The organism is Serratia sp. NA_112.1, assembly GCF_052691715.1.
In genome coordinates this window covers 21,148-43,378 of the sequence record NZ_JBQZFO010000007.1, presented here as the reverse complement: position 1 = coordinate 43,378, position 22,231 = coordinate 21,148, and the positions used below count along the sequence as shown (strand labels likewise).

Annotated in this window: 21 protein-coding genes; 16 read left to right on the top strand and 5 right to left on the bottom strand. The window is 54.1% G+C overall.

Annotation, left to right across the window (positions count from 1 at the left end; translation table 11 throughout):
• Positions 1 to 265: 265 nt before the first annotated feature.
• Positions 266 to 1,504, bottom strand: a complete 1,239-nt coding sequence (locus ACUTQ5_RS15025; protein ID WP_445651909.1) for an MFS transporter — start codon at positions 1,502 to 1,504, stop codon at positions 266 to 268.
• Positions 1,505 to 1,687: 183 nt separating this feature from the next.
• On the opposite strand from ACUTQ5_RS15025, the gene ACUTQ5_RS15020 reads away from it, so the two are divergent.
• From ACUTQ5_RS15020 to ACUTQ5_RS15010, 3 genes are read left to right on the top strand one after another with little or no spacing between them, the layout of a single operon-like run.
• Positions 1,688 to 2,017, top strand: a complete 330-nt coding sequence (locus tag ACUTQ5_RS15020; protein WP_445651908.1) for a YqcC family protein — start codon at positions 1,688 to 1,690, stop codon at positions 2,015 to 2,017.
• Positions 2,017 to 2,787, top strand: a complete 771-nt coding sequence (gene truC, locus ACUTQ5_RS15015; protein ID WP_445651907.1) for a tRNA pseudouridine(65) synthase TruC — start codon at positions 2,017 to 2,019, stop codon at positions 2,785 to 2,787. Before ACUTQ5_RS15020 ends, truC begins: the two co-directional genes overlap by 1 nt.
• A gap of 33 nt (positions 2,788 to 2,820) precedes the next feature.
• Positions 2,821 to 3,270 carry a flavodoxin gene (locus tag ACUTQ5_RS15010; RefSeq protein ID WP_445651906.1) on the top strand — a complete coding sequence of 150 codons (450 nt, stop codon included), beginning with the start codon at positions 2,821 to 2,823 and terminating at the stop codon, positions 3,268 to 3,270.
• Between the two features lie 99 nt (positions 3,271 to 3,369).
• On the opposite strand, the gene ACUTQ5_RS15005 is transcribed toward ACUTQ5_RS15010, so the two are convergent.
• The 4 genes from ACUTQ5_RS15005 to map form a co-directional block, all read right to left on the bottom strand.
• Positions 3,370 to 3,759 carry a DUF3461 family protein gene (locus tag ACUTQ5_RS15005; RefSeq protein WP_006318690.1) on the bottom strand — a complete coding sequence of 130 codons (390 nt, stop codon included), beginning with the start codon at positions 3,757 to 3,759 and terminating at the stop codon, positions 3,370 to 3,372.
• A gap of 254 nt (positions 3,760 to 4,013) precedes the next feature.
• Positions 4,014 to 4,838, bottom strand: a complete 825-nt coding sequence (gene dapD / locus ACUTQ5_RS15000) for a 2,3,4,5-tetrahydropyridine-2,6-dicarboxylate N-succinyltransferase (protein WP_261110357.1) — start codon at positions 4,836 to 4,838, stop codon at positions 4,014 to 4,016.
• A gap of 43 nt (positions 4,839 to 4,881) precedes the next feature.
• A complete protein-coding gene (gene glnD / locus ACUTQ5_RS14995) occupies positions 4,882 to 7,560 on the bottom strand; it encodes a bifunctional uridylyltransferase/uridylyl-removing protein GlnD (RefSeq protein ID WP_445651905.1) in 2,679 nt (892 codons plus the stop codon).
• Between the two features lie 74 nt (positions 7,561 to 7,634).
• Positions 7,635 to 8,429 carry a type I methionyl aminopeptidase gene (gene map, locus ACUTQ5_RS14990; RefSeq protein WP_445651904.1) on the bottom strand — a complete coding sequence of 265 codons (795 nt, stop codon included), beginning with the start codon at positions 8,427 to 8,429 and terminating at the stop codon, positions 7,635 to 7,637.
• Positions 8,430 to 8,786: 357 nt separating this feature from the next.
• Between map and rpsB the strand changes: the two genes are divergently transcribed.
• The 13 genes from rpsB to lpxA all read left to right on the top strand — a co-directional run bounded on the left by rpsB (position 8,787) and on the right by lpxA (position 22,231).
• On the top strand, positions 8,787 to 9,512 hold the full coding sequence (rpsB, locus tag ACUTQ5_RS14985; RefSeq protein ID WP_020828365.1) for a 30S ribosomal protein S2: 726 nt from the start codon (positions 8,787 to 8,789) through the stop codon (positions 9,510 to 9,512).
• Between the two features lie 128 nt (positions 9,513 to 9,640).
• Entirely contained in the window at positions 9,641 to 10,492 is an 852-nt protein-coding gene (tsf, locus tag ACUTQ5_RS14980; RefSeq protein ID WP_012146493.1) for a translation elongation factor Ts, read from the top strand.
• 148 nt (positions 10,493 to 10,640) lie between these two features.
• Positions 10,641 to 11,366 carry a UMP kinase gene (pyrH, locus tag ACUTQ5_RS14975; protein ID WP_004952223.1) on the top strand — a complete coding sequence of 242 codons (726 nt, stop codon included), beginning with the start codon at positions 10,641 to 10,643 and terminating at the stop codon, positions 11,364 to 11,366.
• Between the two features lie 123 nt (positions 11,367 to 11,489).
• Entirely contained in the window at positions 11,490 to 12,047 is a 558-nt protein-coding gene (gene frr / locus ACUTQ5_RS14970; protein ID WP_445651903.1) for a ribosome recycling factor, read from the top strand.
• A 156-nt stretch (positions 12,048 to 12,203) separates the two neighbouring features.
• The gene (gene ispC, locus ACUTQ5_RS14965) at positions 12,204 to 13,400 is read left to right on the top strand and encodes a 1-deoxy-D-xylulose-5-phosphate reductoisomerase (protein ID WP_445651902.1); all 1,197 of its coding nucleotides are present in this window, start codon (positions 12,204 to 12,206) and stop codon (positions 13,398 to 13,400) included.
• A 278-nt stretch (positions 13,401 to 13,678) separates the two neighbouring features.
• On the top strand, positions 13,679 to 14,437 hold the full coding sequence (gene ispU / locus ACUTQ5_RS14960) for a (2E,6E)-farnesyl-diphosphate-specific ditrans,polycis-undecaprenyl-diphosphate synthase (protein ID WP_445651901.1): 759 nt from the start codon (positions 13,679 to 13,681) through the stop codon (positions 14,435 to 14,437).
• 9 nt (positions 14,438 to 14,446) lie between these two features.
• Positions 14,447 to 15,295: a phosphatidate cytidylyltransferase gene (gene cdsA, locus ACUTQ5_RS14955; RefSeq protein ID WP_445651900.1), complete on the top strand. Its 849-nt coding sequence runs from the start codon at positions 14,447 to 14,449 to the stop codon at positions 15,293 to 15,295.
• Positions 15,296 to 15,323: 28 nt separating this feature from the next.
• Positions 15,324 to 16,679 carry a sigma E protease regulator RseP gene (rseP, locus tag ACUTQ5_RS14950; RefSeq protein WP_445651899.1) on the top strand — a complete coding sequence of 452 codons (1,356 nt, stop codon included), beginning with the start codon at positions 15,324 to 15,326 and terminating at the stop codon, positions 16,677 to 16,679.
• A gap of 35 nt (positions 16,680 to 16,714) precedes the next feature.
• Entirely contained in the window at positions 16,715 to 19,138 is a 2,424-nt protein-coding gene (bamA, locus tag ACUTQ5_RS14945) for an outer membrane protein assembly factor BamA (protein WP_445651898.1), read from the top strand.
• A gap of 159 nt (positions 19,139 to 19,297) precedes the next feature.
• The gene (gene skp, locus ACUTQ5_RS14940) at positions 19,298 to 19,795 is read left to right on the top strand and encodes a molecular chaperone Skp (protein ID WP_020828357.1); all 498 of its coding nucleotides are present in this window, start codon (positions 19,298 to 19,300) and stop codon (positions 19,793 to 19,795) included.
• Positions 19,796 to 19,799: 4 nt separating this feature from the next.
• Positions 19,800 to 20,822 (top strand): UDP-3-O-(3-hydroxymyristoyl)glucosamine N-acyltransferase, encoded by a 1,023-nt coding sequence (gene lpxD, locus ACUTQ5_RS14935; RefSeq protein ID WP_445651897.1) that lies wholly within the window; start codon positions 19,800 to 19,802, stop codon positions 20,820 to 20,822.
• Between the two features lie 161 nt (positions 20,823 to 20,983).
• Complete coding sequence (gene fabZ / locus ACUTQ5_RS14930; RefSeq protein WP_006327526.1) at positions 20,984 to 21,439, top strand: 3-hydroxyacyl-ACP dehydratase FabZ; 456 nt, start codon at positions 20,984 to 20,986, stop codon at positions 21,437 to 21,439.
• Positions 21,440 to 21,442: 3 nt separating this feature from the next.
• Positions 21,443 to 22,231: an acyl-ACP--UDP-N-acetylglucosamine O-acyltransferase gene (gene lpxA, locus ACUTQ5_RS14925; RefSeq protein ID WP_445651896.1), complete on the top strand. Its 789-nt coding sequence runs from the start codon at positions 21,443 to 21,445 to the stop codon at positions 22,229 to 22,231.

Genomic DNA, 22,231 nt, shown 5'->3' with positions numbered 1-22,231 from the left:
GAGATTGAGAGCCGGCACAGGATGGTTGGCGGGTCATGAAGACTGAGGAACCGCGTCAGGATGATGCTACAGGATAGAGTCAGGATGGTTTTGGTCAGGATGGCCGCAGGAAAAGTTTTCAAGGATTGAGCAGGGAGCACACTGTGTAGCGGGACAGCTATAAAACGAACCGAGGGCACTGTTAGCGCAGTGCCCTCAACTTTTTATAGGGGTTCATGCTTTAAGTATCAAGAATACTTCACCCTACTTACAATCATCTCAGTTATTAACCAATCGCACCCAGCGTATCGCCATCGCCCTGTTTTTTCGGTAACAGGAACAGCGTGGCGTAGATATCCAGCAAATAAATAGCCGCCAGCAGGCTGATCGCCGCAGTGAAGGATACCTGTGTCACCAACGCGCCGATGACCAATGGCCCCAGCCCGCCGACGCCTCGCCCCAGGTTAAACAGAATATTTTGTGCCGTGGCACGCGCCTGAACCGGGTAGGTATCGGAGATCAATGCGCCGTAGCCTCCAATCATGCCATTAACGAATAATCCCATCAGCGCTCCGGCAAACAGCATCAGCGTGGGGTCACTAAGCTGTGCGTAGACCACTACCATCACCACCGCGCCAATCTGATAGCAGATAAAAATCTTCCAGCGGCTGAAACGATCGGCCAACATGCCAAATAGCCAGATGCCAAAGGTCATGCCGATCACCGTGACGGCGGTCCACAGGCCGGATTTAGTCAGTGAGAAACCGAAGTTTTTTGCCAGGTAGGTTGGCATCCAAATCATCAACCCGTAATATCCGAAGTTCTGCACCGAGCACAAAATGAAAATGCCGATACTGGCCTTGCTGGTAGTACGATCCTTGAACAGCAGCTTTATGCGTTGGGCGAATGACAGTGGCTGGCCGGTATTTTGCTGACGGACGAACTCTTCTGGCTCACCTAGAGTGCGGCGGATCAGGAACGACACCAGCGCCGGTAACAGCCCAACCAGGAACATGCCGCGCCAGCCGATATGGGGCAGCAGCAGTGGGGTGAGGAACGCCGCCGCCAAGACGCCTAGCTGCCAGCCCATACCCACATAGGCCGAGGCGCGATTACGTTTTTCTGCCGGCCAGGCTTCGGCGATCAGCGCCATGCCGATACCGAACTCACCGCCGAGTCCGATGCCCGCCAGCGTGCGGTAGGCGAGCAAATCCCAGTAGCCTTGCGCCAGTGCGCACAGACCGGTAAACAGTGAGAACATCAAAATTGTAATGGTCAGCACCCGGATGCGGCCAAAGCGATCGCTGAGGTGGCCGAAGATCACGCCGCCCAGTACCGCGCCGATCAGCGTCCAGGTAACCAGTGAACCGGCGGCGGAGGAGCTTAACCCCATTTCGATACTGATGGCCGGTAGCATAAAGCCGAGGATCAGCAGGTCAAAGCCGTCCATGGCGTAGCCGGTGACCGAAGCCACCATGGCTTTGCCGGGCGTGGCGTGATTTTTTGTCGGAGTGATTGCAGGCATCTGTCTAATCTGTGTGGTTTATTTGGTGAACACATTGTGCCGTGTGATCGTGCCGGCCACCAGTTCAAATCTATCTTGGCCATCAACTCAGCTGGATTTGGGCTATAAAAAGTAAAATGCTATGCTTTGCCGCCTTTCAGCCGCGCCGCTGAATATCATGGTTTAAACAGATCGGGAATGCAGATGAGTATACATAATCAGGTTCGCCTTAGTTTGCAGGCGATTGAACAGTCAATGCGAGAGCTGGCGCTGTGGCAAGCTACGCCGCCCGAGCCTGAAGCCTTCGCCAGCCCCGAGCCATTTTGCATTGACAGCATGTCGGCTGAAGCCTGGCTGCAATGGGTCTTTCTGCCACGCATGTACGCCTTGCTGGATGCGGGAGCGCCGCTGCCGACACGTTTTGCCATCACGCCTTATTTCGAAGAGGCGTTGAAAGATAACGATCCCAACTGCATGCCGCTATTGGTTTTGTTGCAGCGCCTGGATAATATGCTGAATAAAGAGCTGCAATAATGCTTGAGATTCTATATCAGGATGAGCATTTGGTGGCGGTGAACAAGCCTTCCGGGTGGTTGGTACACCGCAGTTGGCTGGATCGCCATGAAACCCGGTTTGTGATGCAAACCGTACGCGATCAGATTGGCCAGCACGTGTTTACCGTGCATCGCCTCGATCGGCCTACCTCCGGGGTGCTGTTGATGGCGCTGTCCAGTGAGGTAGCGCGGTTGCTGTCGCAGCAGTTTGAACAGCATCAGATGCAGAAAACCTACCACGCGGTGGTGCGTGGTTACGTGCTGGAAGGCGCGACCATTGACTATCCGCTGACGGAAGAGCTGGACAAGATCGCCGACAAGTTTGCCTCGAAAGACAAAGGCCCACAGCCGGCGGTCACTCATTACCGGCCGCTGGCGCAGGTAGAAATGCCGGTGGCGATTGGCCGTTATGAAACCGCGCGCTACAGCCTGGTTGAACTGAAACCGGAAAATGGCCGCAAGCACCAGTTGCGTCGCCATATGGTGCATATCCGCCATCCGATTATTGGTGACAGCAAGCACGGCGATCTGAACCAGAACCGGGGTATGGCTCAGCATTTTGGCTGCCCACGTCTGATGCTGCACGCCAGTCATCTGCAACTGAATCATCCGGTGACCGGTGAGCCGCTGCATATTTCCGCGCGTTGGGATGAACCCTGGCAGGGCGTCATGTCACAGTTTGGCTGGACAGAGAGCCTCCCTAAGCTTGCCAGGGTTGAGTTTCCCTCGGCTAGCGGTCAGGATAGCTGATCATTTTCAAAGTAATTTAAGGGAGTAGGGGCAATGGCTCAGGTTGGAATCTTCGTGGGAACGGTCTACGGCAACTCGTTATTGGTGGCGGAAGAGGCTGAAACTATCCTCAGCGAGCAGGGCCATGAGGTCAAACTGTTTGAAGAAGGCACGCTTGAGGCCTGGCAGTTTTACCGTCAGCACTACGCGCTGGTGATTACTTCAACGACCGGCCAGGGTGATTTGCCGGACAGCATTACACCGCTGTTTCACGCTATCCGTGACCAGGTCGGCTACCAGCCGGAGCTGCGTTATGGGTTAATCGCACTGGGTGACAGCAGCTACGACAATTTCTGCGGCGCCGGGCGTGCGTTTGATGCGTTGCTGCAGGAACAAGGGGCCACCCGCGTGGGTGAGGTGCTGGAAATCGATGCGATGGAACAGCCTGAACCTGAGGTGCTTTCTTGCCCGTGGGTTGAGAAATGGGGCACGTTGCTGAAATAGAATTCCCCGTCGCCTGTAGGGGGCGAATATATTCGCCCCGATTAATACGGGCGCAGTATGCTGCGCCCGTACAATCTGTAGTATCAGTCCGTTGAATTCTTACTTACCGCGAGTCAGTTTTTCCAGATCGGATTCGATCTCGGCAATTTTGTGGGAGACCACGCCTTCCAGATGACGCAGGTCATCAAGAATTTTGCGCTTCAGATCGACTTCCACCTGATCGCGCTGGCATAGCTGATCCAGTTCATCAATGACGTAGCGAAGGTTCGGGTTAATTTCGTGGATTTCTTTGTAACCCTGGCCGGCATTGTCCGCGACTACCGTTTTGCGCTGGCGCGGGTATTTGAATTTCACGCTCTTGGCAAAGAATTCGCCTTTATCCTTGCGGAAATAAATCTTAAGAATGTCGTTATTGGCCTCCTGACGCAGGCTATAGCGATCGACATCTTCCGGTTGATTGATTCCTAAGCTTTTCAGGTTGTCATACATAATAGCGCCACCTTATAAATAGACTATATTCCACGGTCTGGGATTATGGCGAAAAACAGTGCCAGAGACTGTGACTGCTCGCGTACTGAAGACAAAAAAATAGCGGGTTATACCCGTTATACTTGAAGCTGCCTCTGTGTTGGCTGCTTTCACTTACCCGAATCACTTACTGGTGTAAGTTCATCGGGATAAGCTCTCTTGCCGCCTTGATGCAGCCTCAATTATTTAGGGCATAGTGACCCGCTATATTCAGCTTAGTCGATGGTGCGTAATAACTCATTAATGCCGACTTTACCGCGCGTCTTGGCATCGACTTTCTTGACGATCACCGCGCAATACAGGCTGTAAGAGCCATCTTTGGACGGCAGGTTACCGGAAACCACCACCGAACCGGCCGGGACGCGGCCGTAGTGCACTTCGCCGGTTTCACGGTCGTAAATGCGGGTGCTCTGGCCCAGGTAGACGCCCATGGAGATCACTGAACCTTCTTCTACGATCACACCTTCAACCACTTCTGAACGTGCGCCGATAAAGCAGTTGTCTTCAATGATGGTTGGGTTGGCCTGCAGTGGCTCCAGTACGCCACCGATGCCGACACCGCCTGACAGGTGAACGTTTTTGCCGATCTGCGCGCAAGAGCCGACGGTTGCCCAGGTATCCACCATGCTGCCTTCGTCAACGTAGGCACCGATGTTCACGTAGGATGGCATTAGTACGGTATTGCGGGCGATGAACGCTCCCTGGCGAACGGTGGCTGGCGGCACCACGCGGAAGCCTTCTTTCTGGAAGCGTGCTTCGTCATAATCGGCGAATTTCATTGGCACTTTGTCGTAATAACGGGTTTCGGCACCGTCCATCACTTTGTTTTCATTGATGCGGAAAGAAAGCAGCACGGCCTTTTTCAGCCACTGATGCGTTACCCACTGACCGTCAATCTTCTCGGCAACGCGCAGGGCGCCGCTGTCCAGCAGGGCGATCACCTGGTTTACCGCTTCGCGCGTTACGGTGTCTGCGTTCGCCGGGGTGATTTCCGCACGGCGTTCGAAGGCGTTTTCAATAACGTTTTGTAATTGCTGCATGCTGTTCTCTGTCCTGATGTTGTCTACGAAAAAGTTACTTGTATCACATTTTATCGTTTGGATTGAGGGCCTCTGTCAACCGTTGTTCCAACTTTCTGCGCGTTTCCGAGTTAAGGGCGCGTCGATCGCTGTTGGCCAGAATAAATAAATCCTCAACCCGCTCGCCGATAGTGGAGATGCGAGCGCCGTGCAGCGACAGACCGAGAGCGGCGAACACTTCGCCCACCCGAGCCAACAGACCTGGCTGGTCGAGTGCGGTCAGTTCCAGATAGCTGCGGCGGTCGGTATGGGTCGGCAGGAAGCTGACTTCGGTCGGCACGCTAAAATGGCGTAGCTTGGAAGATGGCCGGCGCACGCGCGGTGGCTGATACTCCCGCTGGGTAATGGCCTGCAACAGTGCGTGGCGGATCGCCGTGTGGCGGTCCTGGGCCAGCGGGCTGCCGTCCGGCTCCAGTACGATAAAGGTATCCATTGCCATGCCGTCGCGGTTAGTGAAGATCTGTGCGTCATGTACGCTCAGGTTGCGACGATCCATCTCACCGGCCACGGCGGCAAACAGGTAAGGGCGATCCGGGCTCCAGATGAAAATTTCGGTGCCGCCCCGCGTTGCCTGTCGACTGACCAGCACCAGTGGCTTGGTGGAATCATGGGCCAGCAAATGGCGGGCATGCCAGGCCAACTGGTTGGGTGAATGACGCAGGAAGTAATCGGCGCGGCAGCGGCTCCAGATGCGGTGCAGCGCCTCCTCGTCGATATTGTCCATGCGCAGCAACGCCAAAGCCTGCAGGCGATGATGACGTACGCGCTCGCGAAGATCCGGGCTGTTTTGCATACCGCGGCGCAGCTGCTTTTCGGTGGCAAAATACAGCTCACGCAGCAGGCTCTGTTTCCAACTGTTCCATAGGGTTTCATTGGTGGCGCAGATATCCGCCACCGTCAGGCAGACCAGATAACGCAGGCGGGTTTCGCTCTGCACTTCGGCGCTGAACTGCTGAATAACGGTCGGATCCTGAATGTCGCGGCGTTGGGCAGTCACCGACATCAGCAGATGACAACGCACCAGCCAGGCGACCAGTTGGGCCTCGCGGGAATTCAGCCCATGGACTTCGGCGAATTCCAGTACGTCCTGCGCACCGAGGATCGAATGGTCGCCGCCGCGCCCCTTGGCGATATCGTGGAACAGTGCGGCCAGCAGTAGCAGTTCGGGATTCGGCAGGCGCGGATATAGCTCGACACATAACGGATGACGCGGCCGCGTTTCGGCATCGGCAAAACTCTCCAGCTTTTGCAGGACGCGAATGGTGTGTTCGTCGACGGTGTAGGCGTGGAACAGATCGAACTGCATTTGCCCGACGATTTTGCCCCACTGCGGCATATAGGCCCACAGAACGCTGTGGCGGTGCATTGGCACCAACGCCCGGGAGACCGCTCCTGGGTGGCGCAGTATCGCCATAAACAGTTCGCGTGCCTCTGGAATGGTGCACAGCGGCTGTTTCAAATGGCGGCGCGCATGACGCAGCTGGCGCACGGTAGTGGAATAAATGCCTTTGATCTCGCGGTTGCGTACCATCAGGTAGAACATCCGCATGATGGATTCCGGCTGGCGGATAAACAGTGTTTCATCACGCAGGTCGATCAGATCGCCGCGCAGTTGGAAATCGTCGTTCAGCGGGCGCGGTTTTTCCGTCGCGTCCAGCGCCAGAATCGCCTCGTCGAACAGCTGCAGCAGCATATGATTCAGCTCGCCGACGCGGCGCGTCATGCGATAAAAATCCTTCATCATACGTTCAACCGGTTCGTTGCCTTCTCCCTCATAACGCAGCAACTGTGCCACGTTGAGCTGGCGATCGAACAGCAAACGGTTGTCGTAGCGCGGCAGCACCAGGTGCAGTGCAAAGCGGATACGCCACAGGAAGCTCTGGCATTCGTTCAGCTCGTTGCGCTCGGCCTGAGTGAGAAAGCCGAAACCGACCATTTCGTCCAGTGAGGTGGCGCCAAAGTGACGACGCGCCACCCACAGCAAGGTGTGAATATCGCGCAGGCCGCCGGGGCTGCTCTTGATATCCGGTTCCAGGTTGTAGCTGGTGCCGTGGTATCGCTGATGGCGTTCCTGCTGCTCAACCACCTTGGCGTGGAAAAATTGCGGAGAGGGCCAGAAGCCATCGCTGAAGATATGCTTTTGCATTTGCAGAAACAGCGCGACATCGCCGCAGATCATCCGTGATTCAATCAGGTTGGTGGCGACGGTCAGGTCCGCCAACCCTTCCAGCAGGCATTCTTCCAGCGTTCGCACACTGTGGCCGACTTCCAGCTTCAAATCCCACAGCAGGGTGATAAATTCCCCCACGCGTTGGGATTGCTGTTCATTGAGGCGGCGCTGGCTGAGTACCAGCACGTCAATGTCCGAGAGTGGGTGCAGCTCGCCACGGCCATAGCCGCCAACGGCAACCAGTGCGGTTTCCGGAATATCCTCGAACCCGTAGAAGGCCCACAGACGGCGCAGCAGGCGGTCGATAAAGTCGCTGCGGGCCGCCACCAGACTTTCGGCGCTGGAACCGGCGTTGAACGCTGCCGCCAGCCATAATTGGAACTGCTCCAGGCGTTGTTTCAGCGCGATGCAGTTGATCTCCTCATCGGCATAGGCGTTGGGATATTCAGGCTGCACCGGTATGGCCTGAGGCGAAATAACCGAGGTGTCTTTCTGGCGAAAGTTTTCAGACATAATACGCAGCCCATAAAAAAGGCCGGCAAAAGCCGGCCTGTGACATCATGCAGCGCGGCAAAATGCCGCGGCGCTTACATCTCGTGCGTAATGATGTTGGGGATGGTGTCATCCTTGCGCAACGTCATTATCTCGCAGCCGTTATCCGTGACCACAATAGTATGCTCATACTGCGCCGACAAGCTGCGATCTTTGGTTTTTACCGTCCAGCCGTCTTTCATGGTGCGAATGCGGTAATCACCGGCGTTGACCATTGGCTCGATGGTGAAGGCCATACCCGCCTGCAACACCACGCCACCGTCGTCAGCGTCATAGTGCAGCACCTGCGGTTCCTCGTGAAACACTTCGCCAATGCCGTGGCCGCAGTACTCGCGTACCACCGAGAAATTCTCGGCCTCGACGAATTTCTGGATCTCTTTGCCCAGCGTGCGCAGGCGGATACCCGGCTTCACCATTTTCAGTGACAGATACAGGCTTTCCTGAGTGATGCGGCACAGGCGCTCGCCCAGAATGGTCGGTTTGCCGGCGATGAACATTTTAGAAGTGTCACCGTGGAAACCGTCTTTGATGACGGTAACGTCGATATTAACGATGTCGCCGTCTTTCAGAACTTTGTCATCGCTCGGGATGCCGTGGCAGACCACTTCATTCACAGAGATACACACGGATTTCGGGAAGCCATGGTAGCCCAGACAGGCAGAGATCGCCTGCTGCTGGTTGGTGATGTGATCGTGACAGATACGATCGAGTTCGCCGGTGGTCACGCCAGGTTTGACGTGCGGCTCAATGATTTCCAGCACTTCGGCAGCCAGTCGGCCGGCCACGCGCATTTTTTGGATGTCATCAGATGTTTTAATTGAGATTGCCATGAAATTCGTCCGCAGGTGTCGTGCTCGCCGACAACAGAAAGAAATAAGAAGCAGTCTCTTATGGTATCAGCCCGGCCTGAGGCTGCCAAATTTGATTTCTCGCCGGCCTTTTCCCCGGCAACAAAAGTTGGTGTCTGGGGCGGGTTTATGGTATAAAGCGCGCCGGCAGATCCGCACATCTTCCTTGTGATAATGGCGGAATAGGCCGAAAATACTTTAACTGCACTCACTTTGTGTAAATAACACACACGTATCGGCACATCCGCCGGGGTGCCCTGAGGTGATTTATCACCGTCAGGGTCGGCGTTATGGGATACGTGGAGGCATAACCCCAACTAACTCTATAGAGGTTTAATCATGGCAACTGTTTCCATGCGCGACATGCTCCAGGCCGGTGTACACTTTGGTCACCAGACCCGTTACTGGAACCCGAAAATGAAGCCTTTCATCTTCGGCGCACGTAACAAGGTTCACATCATCAACCTGGAAAAAACCGTACCAATGGCCAACGCAGCACTGGCTGAACTGACCAAGATCTCTTCCCGTAAAGGTAAGATCCTGTTCGTTGGTACCAAGCGCGCAGCAAGCGAAGCGGTAAAAGAATATGCTAACACCTGCGACCAGTTCTTCGTGAACCATCGCTGGTTGGGCGGCATGCTGACTAACTGGAAAACCGTTCGTCAGTCAATCAAGCGTTTGAAAGATCTGGAAATCCAGTCTCAAGATGGCACCTTTGACAAGCTGACCAAGAAAGAGGCGCTGATGCGTACTCGCGAACTGGCCAAGCTGGAAAACTCCCTGGGTGGTATCAAGGACATGGGTGGTCTGCCTGACGCTCTGTTCGTAATCGATGCTGATCACGAACACATCGCGATCAAAGAAGCCAACAACCTGGGTATCCCGGTATTCTCTATCGTTGATACCAACTCCGATCCAGACGGCGTTGACTTCATCATCCCTGGTAACGACGATGCAATCCGTGCAATCAAATTGTACCTGACTGCCGTTGCTGCCGCCGTCCGTGAAGGTCGTTCTCAAGATCTGGCCGTTCAAGCGGAAGAAAGCTTCGTAGAAGCTGAATAATAAGGCAAGCTCGTCACTGAGCCCTTATTAACCAGGTATTGAATATGTTGGTTAGGGGGGCCTTTATAGGCCCCCTTTGCTTATCTGAATGAGAACTGTCTCCACGTGAGATAACCGAGGAAAAAGAAATGGCTGATATTACCGCTGCTCTGGTAAAAGAACTGCGCGAGCGTACTGGCGCTGGCATGATGGATTGTAAAAAAGCGCTGGTTGAGTCTAACGGCGACATCGAGCTGGCAATCGAAAACATGCGTAAATCTGGTGCGATCAAAGCGGCTAAAAAAGCAGGCAACGTAGCTGCTGACGGCGTGATCAAAACCAAGATTGAAGGCAACTACGGTCTGATCCTGGAAGTTAACTGCCAGACTGACTTCGTAGCTAAAGATGCTGGCTTCCAGGCATTTGCTGACAAAGTGCTGGATGCTGCTTTTGCCGGCAAAATCACTGACGTTGAAGTGTTGAAAGCACAGTTCGAAGAAGAACGTGTAGCGCTGGTTGCAAAAATCGGTGAGAACATCAACATCCGTCGCGTTGCTTCCCTGGAAGGCGAAGTGCTGGGTAGCTACCTGCACGGTGCGCGTATCGGCGTTCTGATCGCGGCTACCGGTGCTGACGAAGAGCTGGTTAAGCAAATTGCCATGCACGTTGCGGCAAGCAAGCCTGAATTCGTTAAGCCTGAAGACGTGTCTGCTGAAGTGGTAGAAAAAGAGTACCAGGTTCAGCTGGACATCGCCATGCAGTCTGGCAAGCCGAAAGAAATCGCTGAGAAAATGGTTGAAGGCCGCATGAAGAAATTCACCGGCGAAGTTTCCCTGACCGGTCAGCCTTTCGTTATCGAACCAAGCAAAACCGTTGGCCAGGTGCTGAAAGAGCACAACGCTGACGTGGTTAACTTCATCCGCTTCGAAGTGGGCGAAGGCATCGCTAAAGTTGAAAATGACTTTGCTGCTGAAGTTGCAGCAATGAGCAAGCAGTCTTAATGACTGTTAATGGGGCCGCCGTCTGGCGGTTCCATTTTATCCAGCCAGAATTACACCGGTGGCAAGCCCTGTGGCATGATACAAAGCACAGGCGCGTTTCATCGGCTGAAATCCCCAATACTAATACTGCTTCTTAGGACAGATCACCATGGCAACCAATGCAAAACCCGTATATCAGCGTATTCTGCTTAAACTGAGTGGCGAAGCCCTGCAAGGTGCAGAAGGTTTTGGTATCGACGCTAGCGTTTTGGATCGCATGGCTCAGGAAGTGAAAGAGCTGGTCGAACTGGGAATTCAGGTCGGTGTAGTTATTGGCGGCGGTAACCTGTTCCGCGGCGCGGGCCTGGCACAGGCCGGCATGAACCGCGTAGTGGGCGACCACATGGGAATGCTGGCTACCGTGATGAACGGCCTGGCTATGCGTGATGCACTGCACCGTGCCTATGTGAACGCTCGCCTGATGTCGGCCATTCCGTTGAACGGCGTGTGCGACAACTACAGCTGGGCCGAGGCGATCAGCCTGCTGCGTAATAATCGCGTGGTGATCTTCTCCGCCGGTACCGGCAACCCGTTCTTCACTACCGATTCTGCGGCGTGCCTGCGCGGGATTGAGATTGAAGCGGATGTGGTATTGAAAGCGACTAAAGTGGATGGTGTATACTCCGCTGACCCGGTTAAAAATCCGGATGCCACACTGTACGAACATATAACCTATCAGGACGTGCTGGAACGTGAGCTGAAAGTGATGGATCTGGCGGCATTTACGCTGGCTCGCGATCACGGTCTGCCAATCCGCGTATTCAACATGAACAAGCCGGGTGCGCTGCGCCGGGTAGTGATGGGTGAAAACGAAGGCACGCTGATCAGCAAATAAGGCTGGTCTGACAAATTTAGCGGGAGCGGGTAACGCCAGGCGGAGCGCGCTTCCCTTGAGTAAAATTCACGGGCTATACTGTGGTATGGCCTGCCAAGTATCCAGCTTTCAAGGGTTCGCAACGTGATTAATGAAATCAGAAAAGATGCTGATTCACGCATGGAAAAAAGCGTAGAAGCATTCAAAAACCAAATCAGTAAAATCCGTACCGGCCGTGCTTCTCCAAGCATCCTGGACGGCATCATGGTGGAATACTATGGTTCGGCCACGCCGCTGCGTCAGTTGGCTAGCGTGACCGTTGAAGACTCCCGTACTCTGGCCATCAACCTGTTTGATCGCTCCCTGGGTTCAGCGGTAGAAAAAGCCATTATGGCCTCAGATCTCGGCCTGAACCCAAGCTCGGCTGGCAGCGTGATCCGCGTTCCCCTGCCTCCGCTGACGGAAGAGCGTCGTAAAGACCTGATCAAGGTAGTGCGTAACGAAGCAGAGCAGGGCCGTGTGGCGGTTCGTAACGTGCGCCGTGATGCAAACGACAAAGTTAAAGCGCTGCTGAAAGACAAAGAAATCAGCGAAGATGAAGATCGTCGTTCACAGGACGATGTTCAGAAAATGACCGATGCCTATATCAAACTTCTGGATGCCGCTCTGGCGGAAAAAGAAAAAGAGCTGATGGATTTCTAATCAGCACCGCGCATAACAAAGCGTCGCCTGGGCGGCGCTTTGTTTTTTGTGGCGCAGATCCCGTTTCATCGTACTGATTGATCATGGACAAGTGGTGGCCAAGGTTACACACTGGAGCACCTCCGATCTCATCAGACAGTTATTCAGAGTGAGCTCATGAAGCAACTGACTATTCTTGGTTCCACCGGCTCAGTGGGGACCAGTACCCTGGCCGTGGTCAGGGAAAATCCCGACCGTTTTGCGATTAAAGCGCTGGTGGCCGGCCGCAATGTAGCGGTCATGGCGCAACAGTGCATCGAGTTTCGCCCGGCCTACGCCGCGATGGCGGACGAAGGCGCTGCGCGTGAACTGCGTACTCTGCTGGCTGAAAACGGTGTTGCCACCGAGGTGATGACGGGCGAGCAGGCGGCCTGTGAACTGGCGGCATTGGACGACGTCGACCAGGTCACGGCAGCCATTGTGGGCGCTGCCGGACTGCTGCCAACGCTGGCGGCGATTCGTGCCGGCAAGCAGGTGCTGCTGGCGAACAAAGAGTCGCTGGTCACCTGCGGGCGTCTTTTTATGGACGCGGTGCAACAGAGCAAGACGCAGTTACTGCCGCTCGACAGCGAACATAACGCCATTTTTCAGAGTTTGCCTGAGAGCATTCAGCGTCAGTTGGGATACTCTTCATTAGAGAGTCATGGTGTATCGCGCATTGTGCTTACCGGTTCCGGCGGCCCGTTCCGTACTACGCCGTTGGAGCAGTTCGCCACGATGACGCCGGATCAGGCTTGTGCCCATCCCAATTGGTCAATGGGGCGCAAGATCTCGGTGGACTCCGCCACCATGATGAACAAAGGACTGGAATATATTGAGGCCCGCTGGCTGTTTAACGCCTCGGCTGAACAAATGGAAGTGATTCTGCATCCGCAGTCGGTGATCCACTCGATGGTTCGTTACACCGATGGCAGCGTACTGGCCCAGTTGGGCACGCCGGATATGCGCACGCCAATCGCCCATGCGATGGCTTATCCACAGCGGGTTAATTCCGGTGTGGAAGCGCTGGATTTCTGCCGCATCGGCTCGCTGACCTTTGCCGAACCTGAACGGGAGCGCTATCCCTGCCTGTATCTGGCTATTGAGGCCTTTGATGCCGGTCAGGCGGCGACTACCGCACTGAATGCGGCAAACGAAGTGGCCGTGGCGGCTTTCCTGCAGGAGCAGATTCGCTTTACCGATATTGCGGCAGTGAACCAAAAAGTACTCGAACGGCTGTCACTGCAGGAACCGTCCTGCATTGATGCGGTCTTAGAAATAGATCGCCAGGCGCGCGAGGTTGCGGTTGGATTGGTTAAATCACTGTATAACTGATACCGGCAATTATCCTATTTTGTTCGCAAATTACGCGTGCTGCAGTGGGGCCGTTTGTTCAGGCCTTGCTGAGGTGGTATAGTCTGCGCCACCTTTCAGCGGTTATACCGTTGAATTATGGCCTGATTGACATCTCGAATGCCGATAGCGCAGCGCAGATTACCGGCTGTCGCAAGGCAGACTGAAAAGCCGTGTCGGGCACACGGCTTTTTTTGCGCGTAAGGGCCTGATGTTCCGGAAGGGCAGTTGTATTTCTATTGAGGAAATAAGTACGAGTTATGTCGTCCGCAAATCAACAAGAGGCTAATCTGTCCACTCTGGGGCCACGACATGTCGCCATTATTATGGACGGCAACGGGCGCTGGGCTAAACGTCAGGGTAAGTTACGTGTCTTCGGTCATAAAGCAGGGGTGAAATCGGTGCGTCGTGCGGTCAGTTTTGCCGCCAACAACCATTTAGATGCGCTCACGCTTTATGCCTTCAGCAGCGAGAACTGGAATCGTCCGGTGCAGGAAGTCTCCGCTTTGATGGAGCTTTTCGTCCGCGCCTTGGACAGTGAAGTAAAAAGCCTGCATAAACATAACGTCAGACTGCGAGTGATCGGCGACATCAGCCGTTTCAGCGCGCGTTTGCAGGAGCGGATCCGTCGCTCCGAGCAACTGACAGAAAATAACGATGGCCTGACGCTCAACATTGCTGCCAACTACGGCGGCCGTTGGGATATTATTCAGGGAGTAAGGGAACTGGCTGAGCTGGTGAAGGGCGGTTCGCTGCGTCCGGATCAAATTAGCGAGGAGTTACTGGGTGAGCGGATCTGCATGAGCGATCTGTCGCCGGTGGATTTGGTGATCCGTACCGGTGGTGAACATCGCATCAGTAACTTCTTGCTGTGGCAAATTGCTTATGCCGAACTTTACTTTACTGATGTACTCTGGCCTGATTTTGATGAACTTGTCTTTGAAGGTGCGCTGAATGCATTTGCACAACGCGAGCGTCGCTTCGGGGGAACAACACCTATCGGCGCCAATGCGTCCTAGGGGGAACTTTTGCTGAAGTATCGCCTCATAACTGCTCTGTTATTAATTCCGATTGTTATCGCGGCGCTGTTTTTGCTGCCGCCAGTGGGCTTTGCCCTGGTAACACTCGTGGTGTGCATGTTAGCGGCCTGGGAGTGGGGCCAACTGGCCGGATTTACCTCCCGCTCGCAGCGTATCTGGTTGGCGATATTGTGCGGCTTCCTGCTGGCGTTGATGATGCTAAGTATTCCGGCCTATCATCAGTCGGTCCATTTGCTTCAGGTAGGCGGGTCGCTGTGGCTGTCAATGGTCTGGTGGCTGGTGGCGCTGTTACTGGTATTGTCCTATCCCGGCTCGGCTGCACTGTGGCGTAACTCACGCCCGATACGTCTGGTTTTCGGTCTGCTGACCATAGTGCCGTTCTTCTGGGGTATGCTATCGCTGCGTCAGTTCGGCTATGAACAAAACCACTTCACCGGCGCCTGGTGGCTGCTGTATGTGATGTTGCTGGTTTGGGGCGCGGATTCCGGTGCCTACATGTTCGGCAAACTGTTCGGCAAGCATAAGCTGGCACCCAAAGTTTCTCCGGGGAAAACCTGGGAAGGGCTGGTCGGTGGCCTGATTACTTCGGCCCTGATATCCTGGCTGTTTGGCCGTTATGCCCCGCTCAATGTGGTGCCGACAACCTTACTGATTTGTTCGGTGATTGCCGTGCTGGCTTCCGTGCTGGGCGATCTTACCGAGAGCATGTTCAAACGCGAAGCGGGTATCAAAGACAGCGGTCATTTGATACCGGGTCATGGCGGTATACTGGATCGTATCGATAGCCTGACCGCAGCAGTGCCTGTATTTGCCTGCCTGATGCTGTTAGTGTTTTAATCCGTCAATGGCGGGGAGTGAAGGGATTATGGTTAGCGTGCTCTGGAACTTAGTCGCATTTCTTGTTGCGCTCGGTGTATTGATCACCGTGCACGAGTTCGGACACTTTTGGGTCGCCCGTCGCTGCGGCGTCCGTGTGGAACGCTTCTCCATCGGTTTTGGCCGTGCCTTATGGCGTCGTACCGACCGTCAGGGGACGGAGTATGTTATTGCCCTGATCCCGCTTGGCGGCTACGTGAAGATGCTCGATGAGCGGGTTGATTCGGTCGCGCCGGAACTCCGTCATCAGGCGTTTAACAACAAAACCGTTTGGCAGCGTGCCGCTATCATCAGTGCCGGTCCTATCGCCAATTTCCTGTTTGCTATCCTTGCTTACTGGCTGGTATTCATTATCGGCGTGCCCAGTTTCCGCCCGGTAATCGGTGAAATCGCTCCTCAATCGATTGCAGCCCACGCTGAAATTTCGCCTGGAATGGAACTTAAGTCCGTAGATGGCATCGAAACGCCTGATTGGGAATCAGTTCGTTTGGCGCTGGCGGCGAAGATTGGCGACGCAGAAACCGAGGTGGGTATCGCGCCGTTTGGTTCTTCCAGTGTGGTGACCAAAACCCTGGATTTGCGCCAGTGGAATTTTGAGCCGGACAAACAGGATCCCGTGGTGGCGTTGGGTATCATTCCACGTGGCCCACAGATAGAATCTGTCCTTGCCGAAGTGCAGCCGGGGTCGGCAGCGCAAAAGGCGGGTTTACAAGCGGGGGACAGGATCGTTAAAGTCGATGGTCAGCTATTGGGTCGTTGGCAAACGTTGGTGAAACGGATACACAACGGTCCAGGGCAACCGCTGGCTTTAGAGATCGAAAGAAACGGCGCCCCCTTGTCTTTGACGCTGATACCGGATACAAAGCCGGTGGGAAAAGACAAGTCGGTGGGTTTTGCCGGCATCATTCCGAAAGTGTTGCCGCTGCCGGATGAGTATAAGACGATTCGCCAGTATGGACCTTTCCCGGCGCTGTATCAGGCCGGGGACAAGACCTGGCAGCTTATGAGCCTTACGGTCAAAATGCTGGGTAAATTAATAACCGGTGATGTAAAGCTGGACAACCTGAGTGGCCCGATTTCGATTGCACAGGGAGCAGGAGCGTCAGCTGGGGTCGGGTTTGTGTATTATCTGATGTTCCTGGCGTTGATCAGTGTCAACCTGGGTATCATCAACCTGTTCCCATTACCGGTGTTAGATGGTGGGCATCTCCTCTTCCTGGCGATAGAAAAGCTGAAGGGTGGGCCGGTTTCCGAGCGAGTACAGGACTACAGTTACCGCATAGGTTCGATCGTGTTGGTGCTTTTAATGGGTCTTGCACTTTTCAATGATTTTTCTCGTCTTTAGGGGCGGGGATAGGTTAGGAAGAACGCATAACAACGATGGCGATGAAAAAGTTGCTCATAGCGTCGCTGCTGTTTGGCAGCGCCACCGTATACGGTGCAGACGGGTTCGTAGTGAAGGATATTCATTTCGAAGGCCTGCAGCGAGTCGCCGTCGGTGCGGCGTTACTCAACATGCCGGTTCGCGTAGGCGATACCGTCACTGACGATGATATCAGTAATACCATCCGTGCCTTGTTTGCCACTGGCAACTTCGAGGACGTTCGCGTGCTGCGCGATGGTAATACGCTGATTGTTCAGGTTAAGGAACGCCCTACCATTGCCAGCATCACTTTCTCCGGCAACAAGTCGGTGAAAGATGACATGCTCAAGCAAAACCTGGAAGCCTCTGGCGTCCGGGTTGGCGAAGCGCTTGACCGCACCACGATATCCAGCATTGAAAAAGGGCTGGAAGACTTCTACTACAGCGTCGGTAAATACAGTGCCTCGGTGAAAGCCGTGGTCACGCCATTGCCGCGTAACCGTGTTGACCTGAAGCTGGTGTTCACGGAAGGGGTTTCTGCCAAGATTCAACAAATCAACATTGTCGGCAATCATGCCTTCACCAATGATGAACTGATTTCACGCTTCCAACTGCGTGATGAAGTGCCGTGGTGGAACGTGGTTGGCGATCGCAAATATCAGAAGCAAAAGCTGGCGGGTGACCTTGAAACCCTGCGCAGTTTCTATCTGGACCGCGGCTACGCACGCTTTAATATTGATTCGACTCAGGTCAGCCTGACGCCGGATAAAAAAGGCATCTACATCACCATCAATATCACTGAAGGCGAGCAATACAAGCTCACCGACGTGGTGGTGAACGGTAATCTGGCCGGCCACTCGGCGGAAGTTGCCCAGTTGACCAAGATTGAGCCAGGTGAGCTTTATAACGGCAGTAAAGTGACCAAAATGGAAGACAACATCAAAACGATGTTGGGCCGTTATGGTTACGCTTACCCGCGTGTTGCTACGCAACCTGAAATCAACGACGCGGATAAAACCGTGAAGCTGCACGTGAATATTGATGCGGGCAACCGTTTCTATGTGCGTCGCATCAAGTTTGAAGGTAACGACACCAGCAAAGATTCCGTACTGCGCCGTGAAATGCGTCAGATGGAAGGTGCGTGGCTGGGCAATGCTCAGGTAGAGCAGGGCAAAGAACGTCTGAATCGTTTGGGCTATTTTGAAACGGTAGATGTGGAAACCCAGCGTGTGCCAGGCACTGCGGATCAGGTTGATGTTACCTACAAGGTGAAAGAGCGTAACACCGGTACCTTCAACTTCGGCGTCGGCTACGGCACCGAGAGCGGTGTGAGCTTCCAGGCAGGCGTTCAGCAGGACAACTGGCTGGGGACCGGCTATTCCGTCGGTATCAGCGGTACCAAGAACGATTACCAGACTTACACCGAGCTGTCGGTAACCAACCCGTACTTCACCGTTGACGGTGTGAGTTTGGGGGGGCGCATCTTCTACAACGACTTTAAAGCCGATGACGCGGACCTGTCCGACTATACCAACAAGAGTTACGGTATCGATGGCACCCTGGGCTTCCCGATCAACGAAAACAACTCGTTGCGTACCGGTCTGGGTTACGTGCATAACGGCTTGTCCAACATGCAGCCGCAGGTTGCCATGTGGCGTTATCTGGACTCGATGGGTCTGGATCCGAACAAGACCGATCGGGCCAGCTATTCTGCCGATGACTTCACGCTGAACCTGGGTTGGACCTACAACAACCTTGACCGGGGTTATTTCCCAACCTCGGGTAACCGCACTACGCTCAATGGTAAAGTCACCATTCCGGGTTCGGATAACGAATACTACAAGCTGACGCTGGACAGCGTGCAATACGTTCCGATCAACGACGATCGCACCTGGGTGTTGTTGGGGCGTGGCCGTCTGGGTTATGCAGATGGTCTGGGCGGCAAAGAAATGCCGTTCTACGAGAACTTCTACGCCGGTGGTTCCAGCACCGTGCGTGGTTTCGGTTCCAATACCATTGGTCCAAAAGCCGCGTACTACAACTCCAATTCGTATTCTTGTCAGAATAAGCCGGGTACAAATACTCCTCAGGAAGTTTGTAGTTCGGACGATGCGGTGGGCGGTAACGCCATGGCCGTCGCCAGTATGGAGCTGATCACGCCAACGCCATTTATCAGCGAGAAATACGCCAATTCAGTGCGTACTTCCTTGTTTATGGATGCGGGTACGGTATGGGATACCAACTGGCAGAATACTGCGCAGACCAGCATGTACGATATTCCGGACTACAGTAAGGCGAGCAACATCCGCGTTTCTGCCGGTATCGCCTTGCAGTGGATGTCACCTTTGGGTCCGTTGGTGTTCTCCTATGCCAACCCGATCAAGAAATATGAAGGCGACAAGTCCGAGCAGTTCCAGTTTAACATTGGCAAGACCTGGTAACGGGTCCGGCTTCTGGGCATAGCAGTTATTAAGAATCGCAAATGCCAGGCGCCCGTCAGAGCACAGAGAGATGATTCTCATTGTTTTACGGGATAAGTCTGGCAGATTGTGTACTTCAAGTGTCATATGACACAAATGGGTGATGGTAAGGAGTTTATAGTGAAAAAGTGGTTGTGTGCCGCAGGCCTCGGTTTAGCAATGGCTGCTTCAGCTGGCGTTCAGGCAGCAGATAAGATCGCTGTAGTTAACGTCTCCAGCATTTTCCAACAGTTGCCGGCTCGTGAAACTGTAGCTAAACAGCTGGAAAACGAGTTCAAAGGCCGTGCGGGTGAGCTTCAGAACATGGAGCGTAGCCTTCAGACCAAAATGCAACGTCTGCAGCGTGATGGCGCTACCATGAAAGCCAGCGATCGCAGCAAGCTTGAAAAAGACGTGATGGCACAGCGCGAGCAGTTCTCTCAGAAAGCCCAGGCTTTTGAGCAGGACAACCGTCGTCGCCAGATGGAAGAGCGTAACAAAATCCTGAGCCGTATTCAGGACGCTGTGAAATCTGTTGCCAGCAAAGAAGGCTATGACGTAGTGATCGATGCTAACGCCGTTGCCTACGCAGGTTCTTCTAAAGACATTACTGCTGACGTGCTGAAACAGGTTAAATAACAACATGCCTTCTATTCGACTGGCTGATTTAGCGCAGCAGTTGGATGCACAATTGCACGGTGATGGCGATCTCGTCATCACCGGCATTGCTTCTATGCATTCGGCACAGGCTGGCCAAATCACGTTTTTGTCAAACAGCCGCTATCAAGAGCAGCTGGCTTCCTGCCAGGCAAGCGCAGTGGTGCTTACCGAGGCGGATTTACCACACTGCCGTTCTGCGGCGCTGGTGGTTAAAAACCCTTACCTGACTTACGCGCGCATGGCGCAACTGATGGATACCACGCCGTCCCCTGCCCAGGATATCGCTCCAAGCGCGGTTATCTCACCTGAAGCCTCTCTGGGTCAGCATGTTGCCATTGGTGCCAATGCGGTGATCGAGTCGGGCGCAGTGCTTGGCGATAACGTGGTTATCGGCCCTGGCTGCTTTATCGGCAAACGTGCGCGCATTGGCGCGGGTACACGTCTATGGGCGAACGTCACGATTTATCATGAAGTCGAGATCGGTCAACGCTGCCTGATCCAATCAGGTACTGTTATTGGTGCTGATGGTTTCGGCTATGCCAACGAACGCGGCGAGTGGATTAAAATCCCTCAACTGGGCACGGTAATTATCGGCGATCGCGTCGAGATTGGCGCTTGTACCACCATTGACCGCGGCGCGCTGGATAACACCCTGATCGGGAATGGTGTTATCATCGACAACCAATGCCAGATTGCACATAACGTGGTGATTGGCGACAATACTGCCGTTGCTGGCGGTGTTATCATGGCGGGCAGCCTGAAAATCGGCCGCTATTGCCAGATCGGCGGAGCCAGCGTGATCAACGGTCACATGGAGATCGCCGACAAGGTTGTTGTCACCGGAATGGGAATGGTTATGCGACCAATCACCGAACCTGGGGTATACTCTTCGGGCATTCCGTTACAACCCAACAAAGTTTGGCGTAAAACCGCTGCGTTGGTGATGAATATCGATGAGATTAGCAAGCGCTTAAAAGCTGTCGAACGAAAAGTCGGAAAAGACTAATCACTACCGCCCGCCTCGCTGGGTACAAAACGAAACGCGTTGGTCATGAGACCAAAAGCGCAAAGAGTTGTTAATTTGCGGCCTGCATGACTTCCTCCTTATTGGGGGCAGCGCAGGCCGTGTTGTTGATGCCATCAGTTTTTAGAGACAGGAAGAGTATTTTGACTACTGACACTCATACTCTGGATATTGCAGAAATTTTAGAGTTGCTTCCTCACCGTTACCCGTTCTTGCTGGTCGATCGCGTCCTCGAGTTTGAGGAGCACAAATTCCTGCGTGCGGTGAAGAACGTATCTGTAAATGAGCCGTTTTTCCAGGGGCACTTCCCTGGTAAGCCGATTTTCCCAGGCGTATTGATTCTGGAAGCCATGGCGCAGGCCACCGGTATTCTGGCGTTTAAAAGCGTCGGCAAACTGGAGCCGGGCGAGTTGTATTACTTTGCCGGTATTGATGAAGCTCGCTTCAAACGCCCGGTAGTGCCTGGTGATCAAATGATCATGGAAGTCACCTTTGAGAAAACTCGTCGTGGTTTGACGCGCTTTAAAGGCGTGGCTACCGTCGACGGCAAAATTGTCTGCGAAGCAACCATGATGTGTGCGCGCAGCCGGGAGTCTTAATCCGTGATCGACAAAACCGCCTTTATCCATCCTAGCGCGATTATTGAAGAAGGCGCCGTTATCGGCGCTGGTGTGCACATCGGTCCCTTCTGCTACGTCGGCTCCCAGGTGGAAATCGGCGAAGGCACGGTACTGAAGTCCCATATTGTGGTGAATGGCTTGACCAAAATCGGCCGCGATAACCAGATCTATCAGTTCGCTTCTATTGGCGAAGTGAATCAGGATCTGAAATACGCGGGCGAACCGACGCGTGTCGAGATTGGCGATCGCAATCGTATCCGCGAAAGCGTCACCATTCATCGTGGTACAGCGCAGGGCACTGGTTTGACCAAAGTAGGTAATGACAACCTGCTGATGGTTAACGTGCATGTCGCGCACGACTGTGTAGTGGGTAACTCCTGTATCCTGGCAAACAACGCCACGCTGGCCGGTCATGTGGAAATTGACGATCATGCCATTATCGGTGGTATGACGGCTATTCATCAGTTCTGCATTATCGGGACTCACGTGATGGTTGGCGGTTGTTCCGGCGTTGCCCAGGACGTGCCTCCTTTTGTCATTGCGCAGGGTAACCACGCCACGCCATTTGGTGTTAACGCCGTTGGCCTGAAGCGTCGTGGTTTTGATAAAGATGAAATGCAGGCTATCCGTAACGCCTACAAAATTCTTTATCGCAGTGAGAAAACGCTGGATGAAGCGAAAACAGAAATCGAAACCCTGGCGAAAGAGCAGCCTGTGGTGCAGCAGTTCCTTGATTTCTTTGTTCGTTCTACCCGCGGAATTATTCGCTGA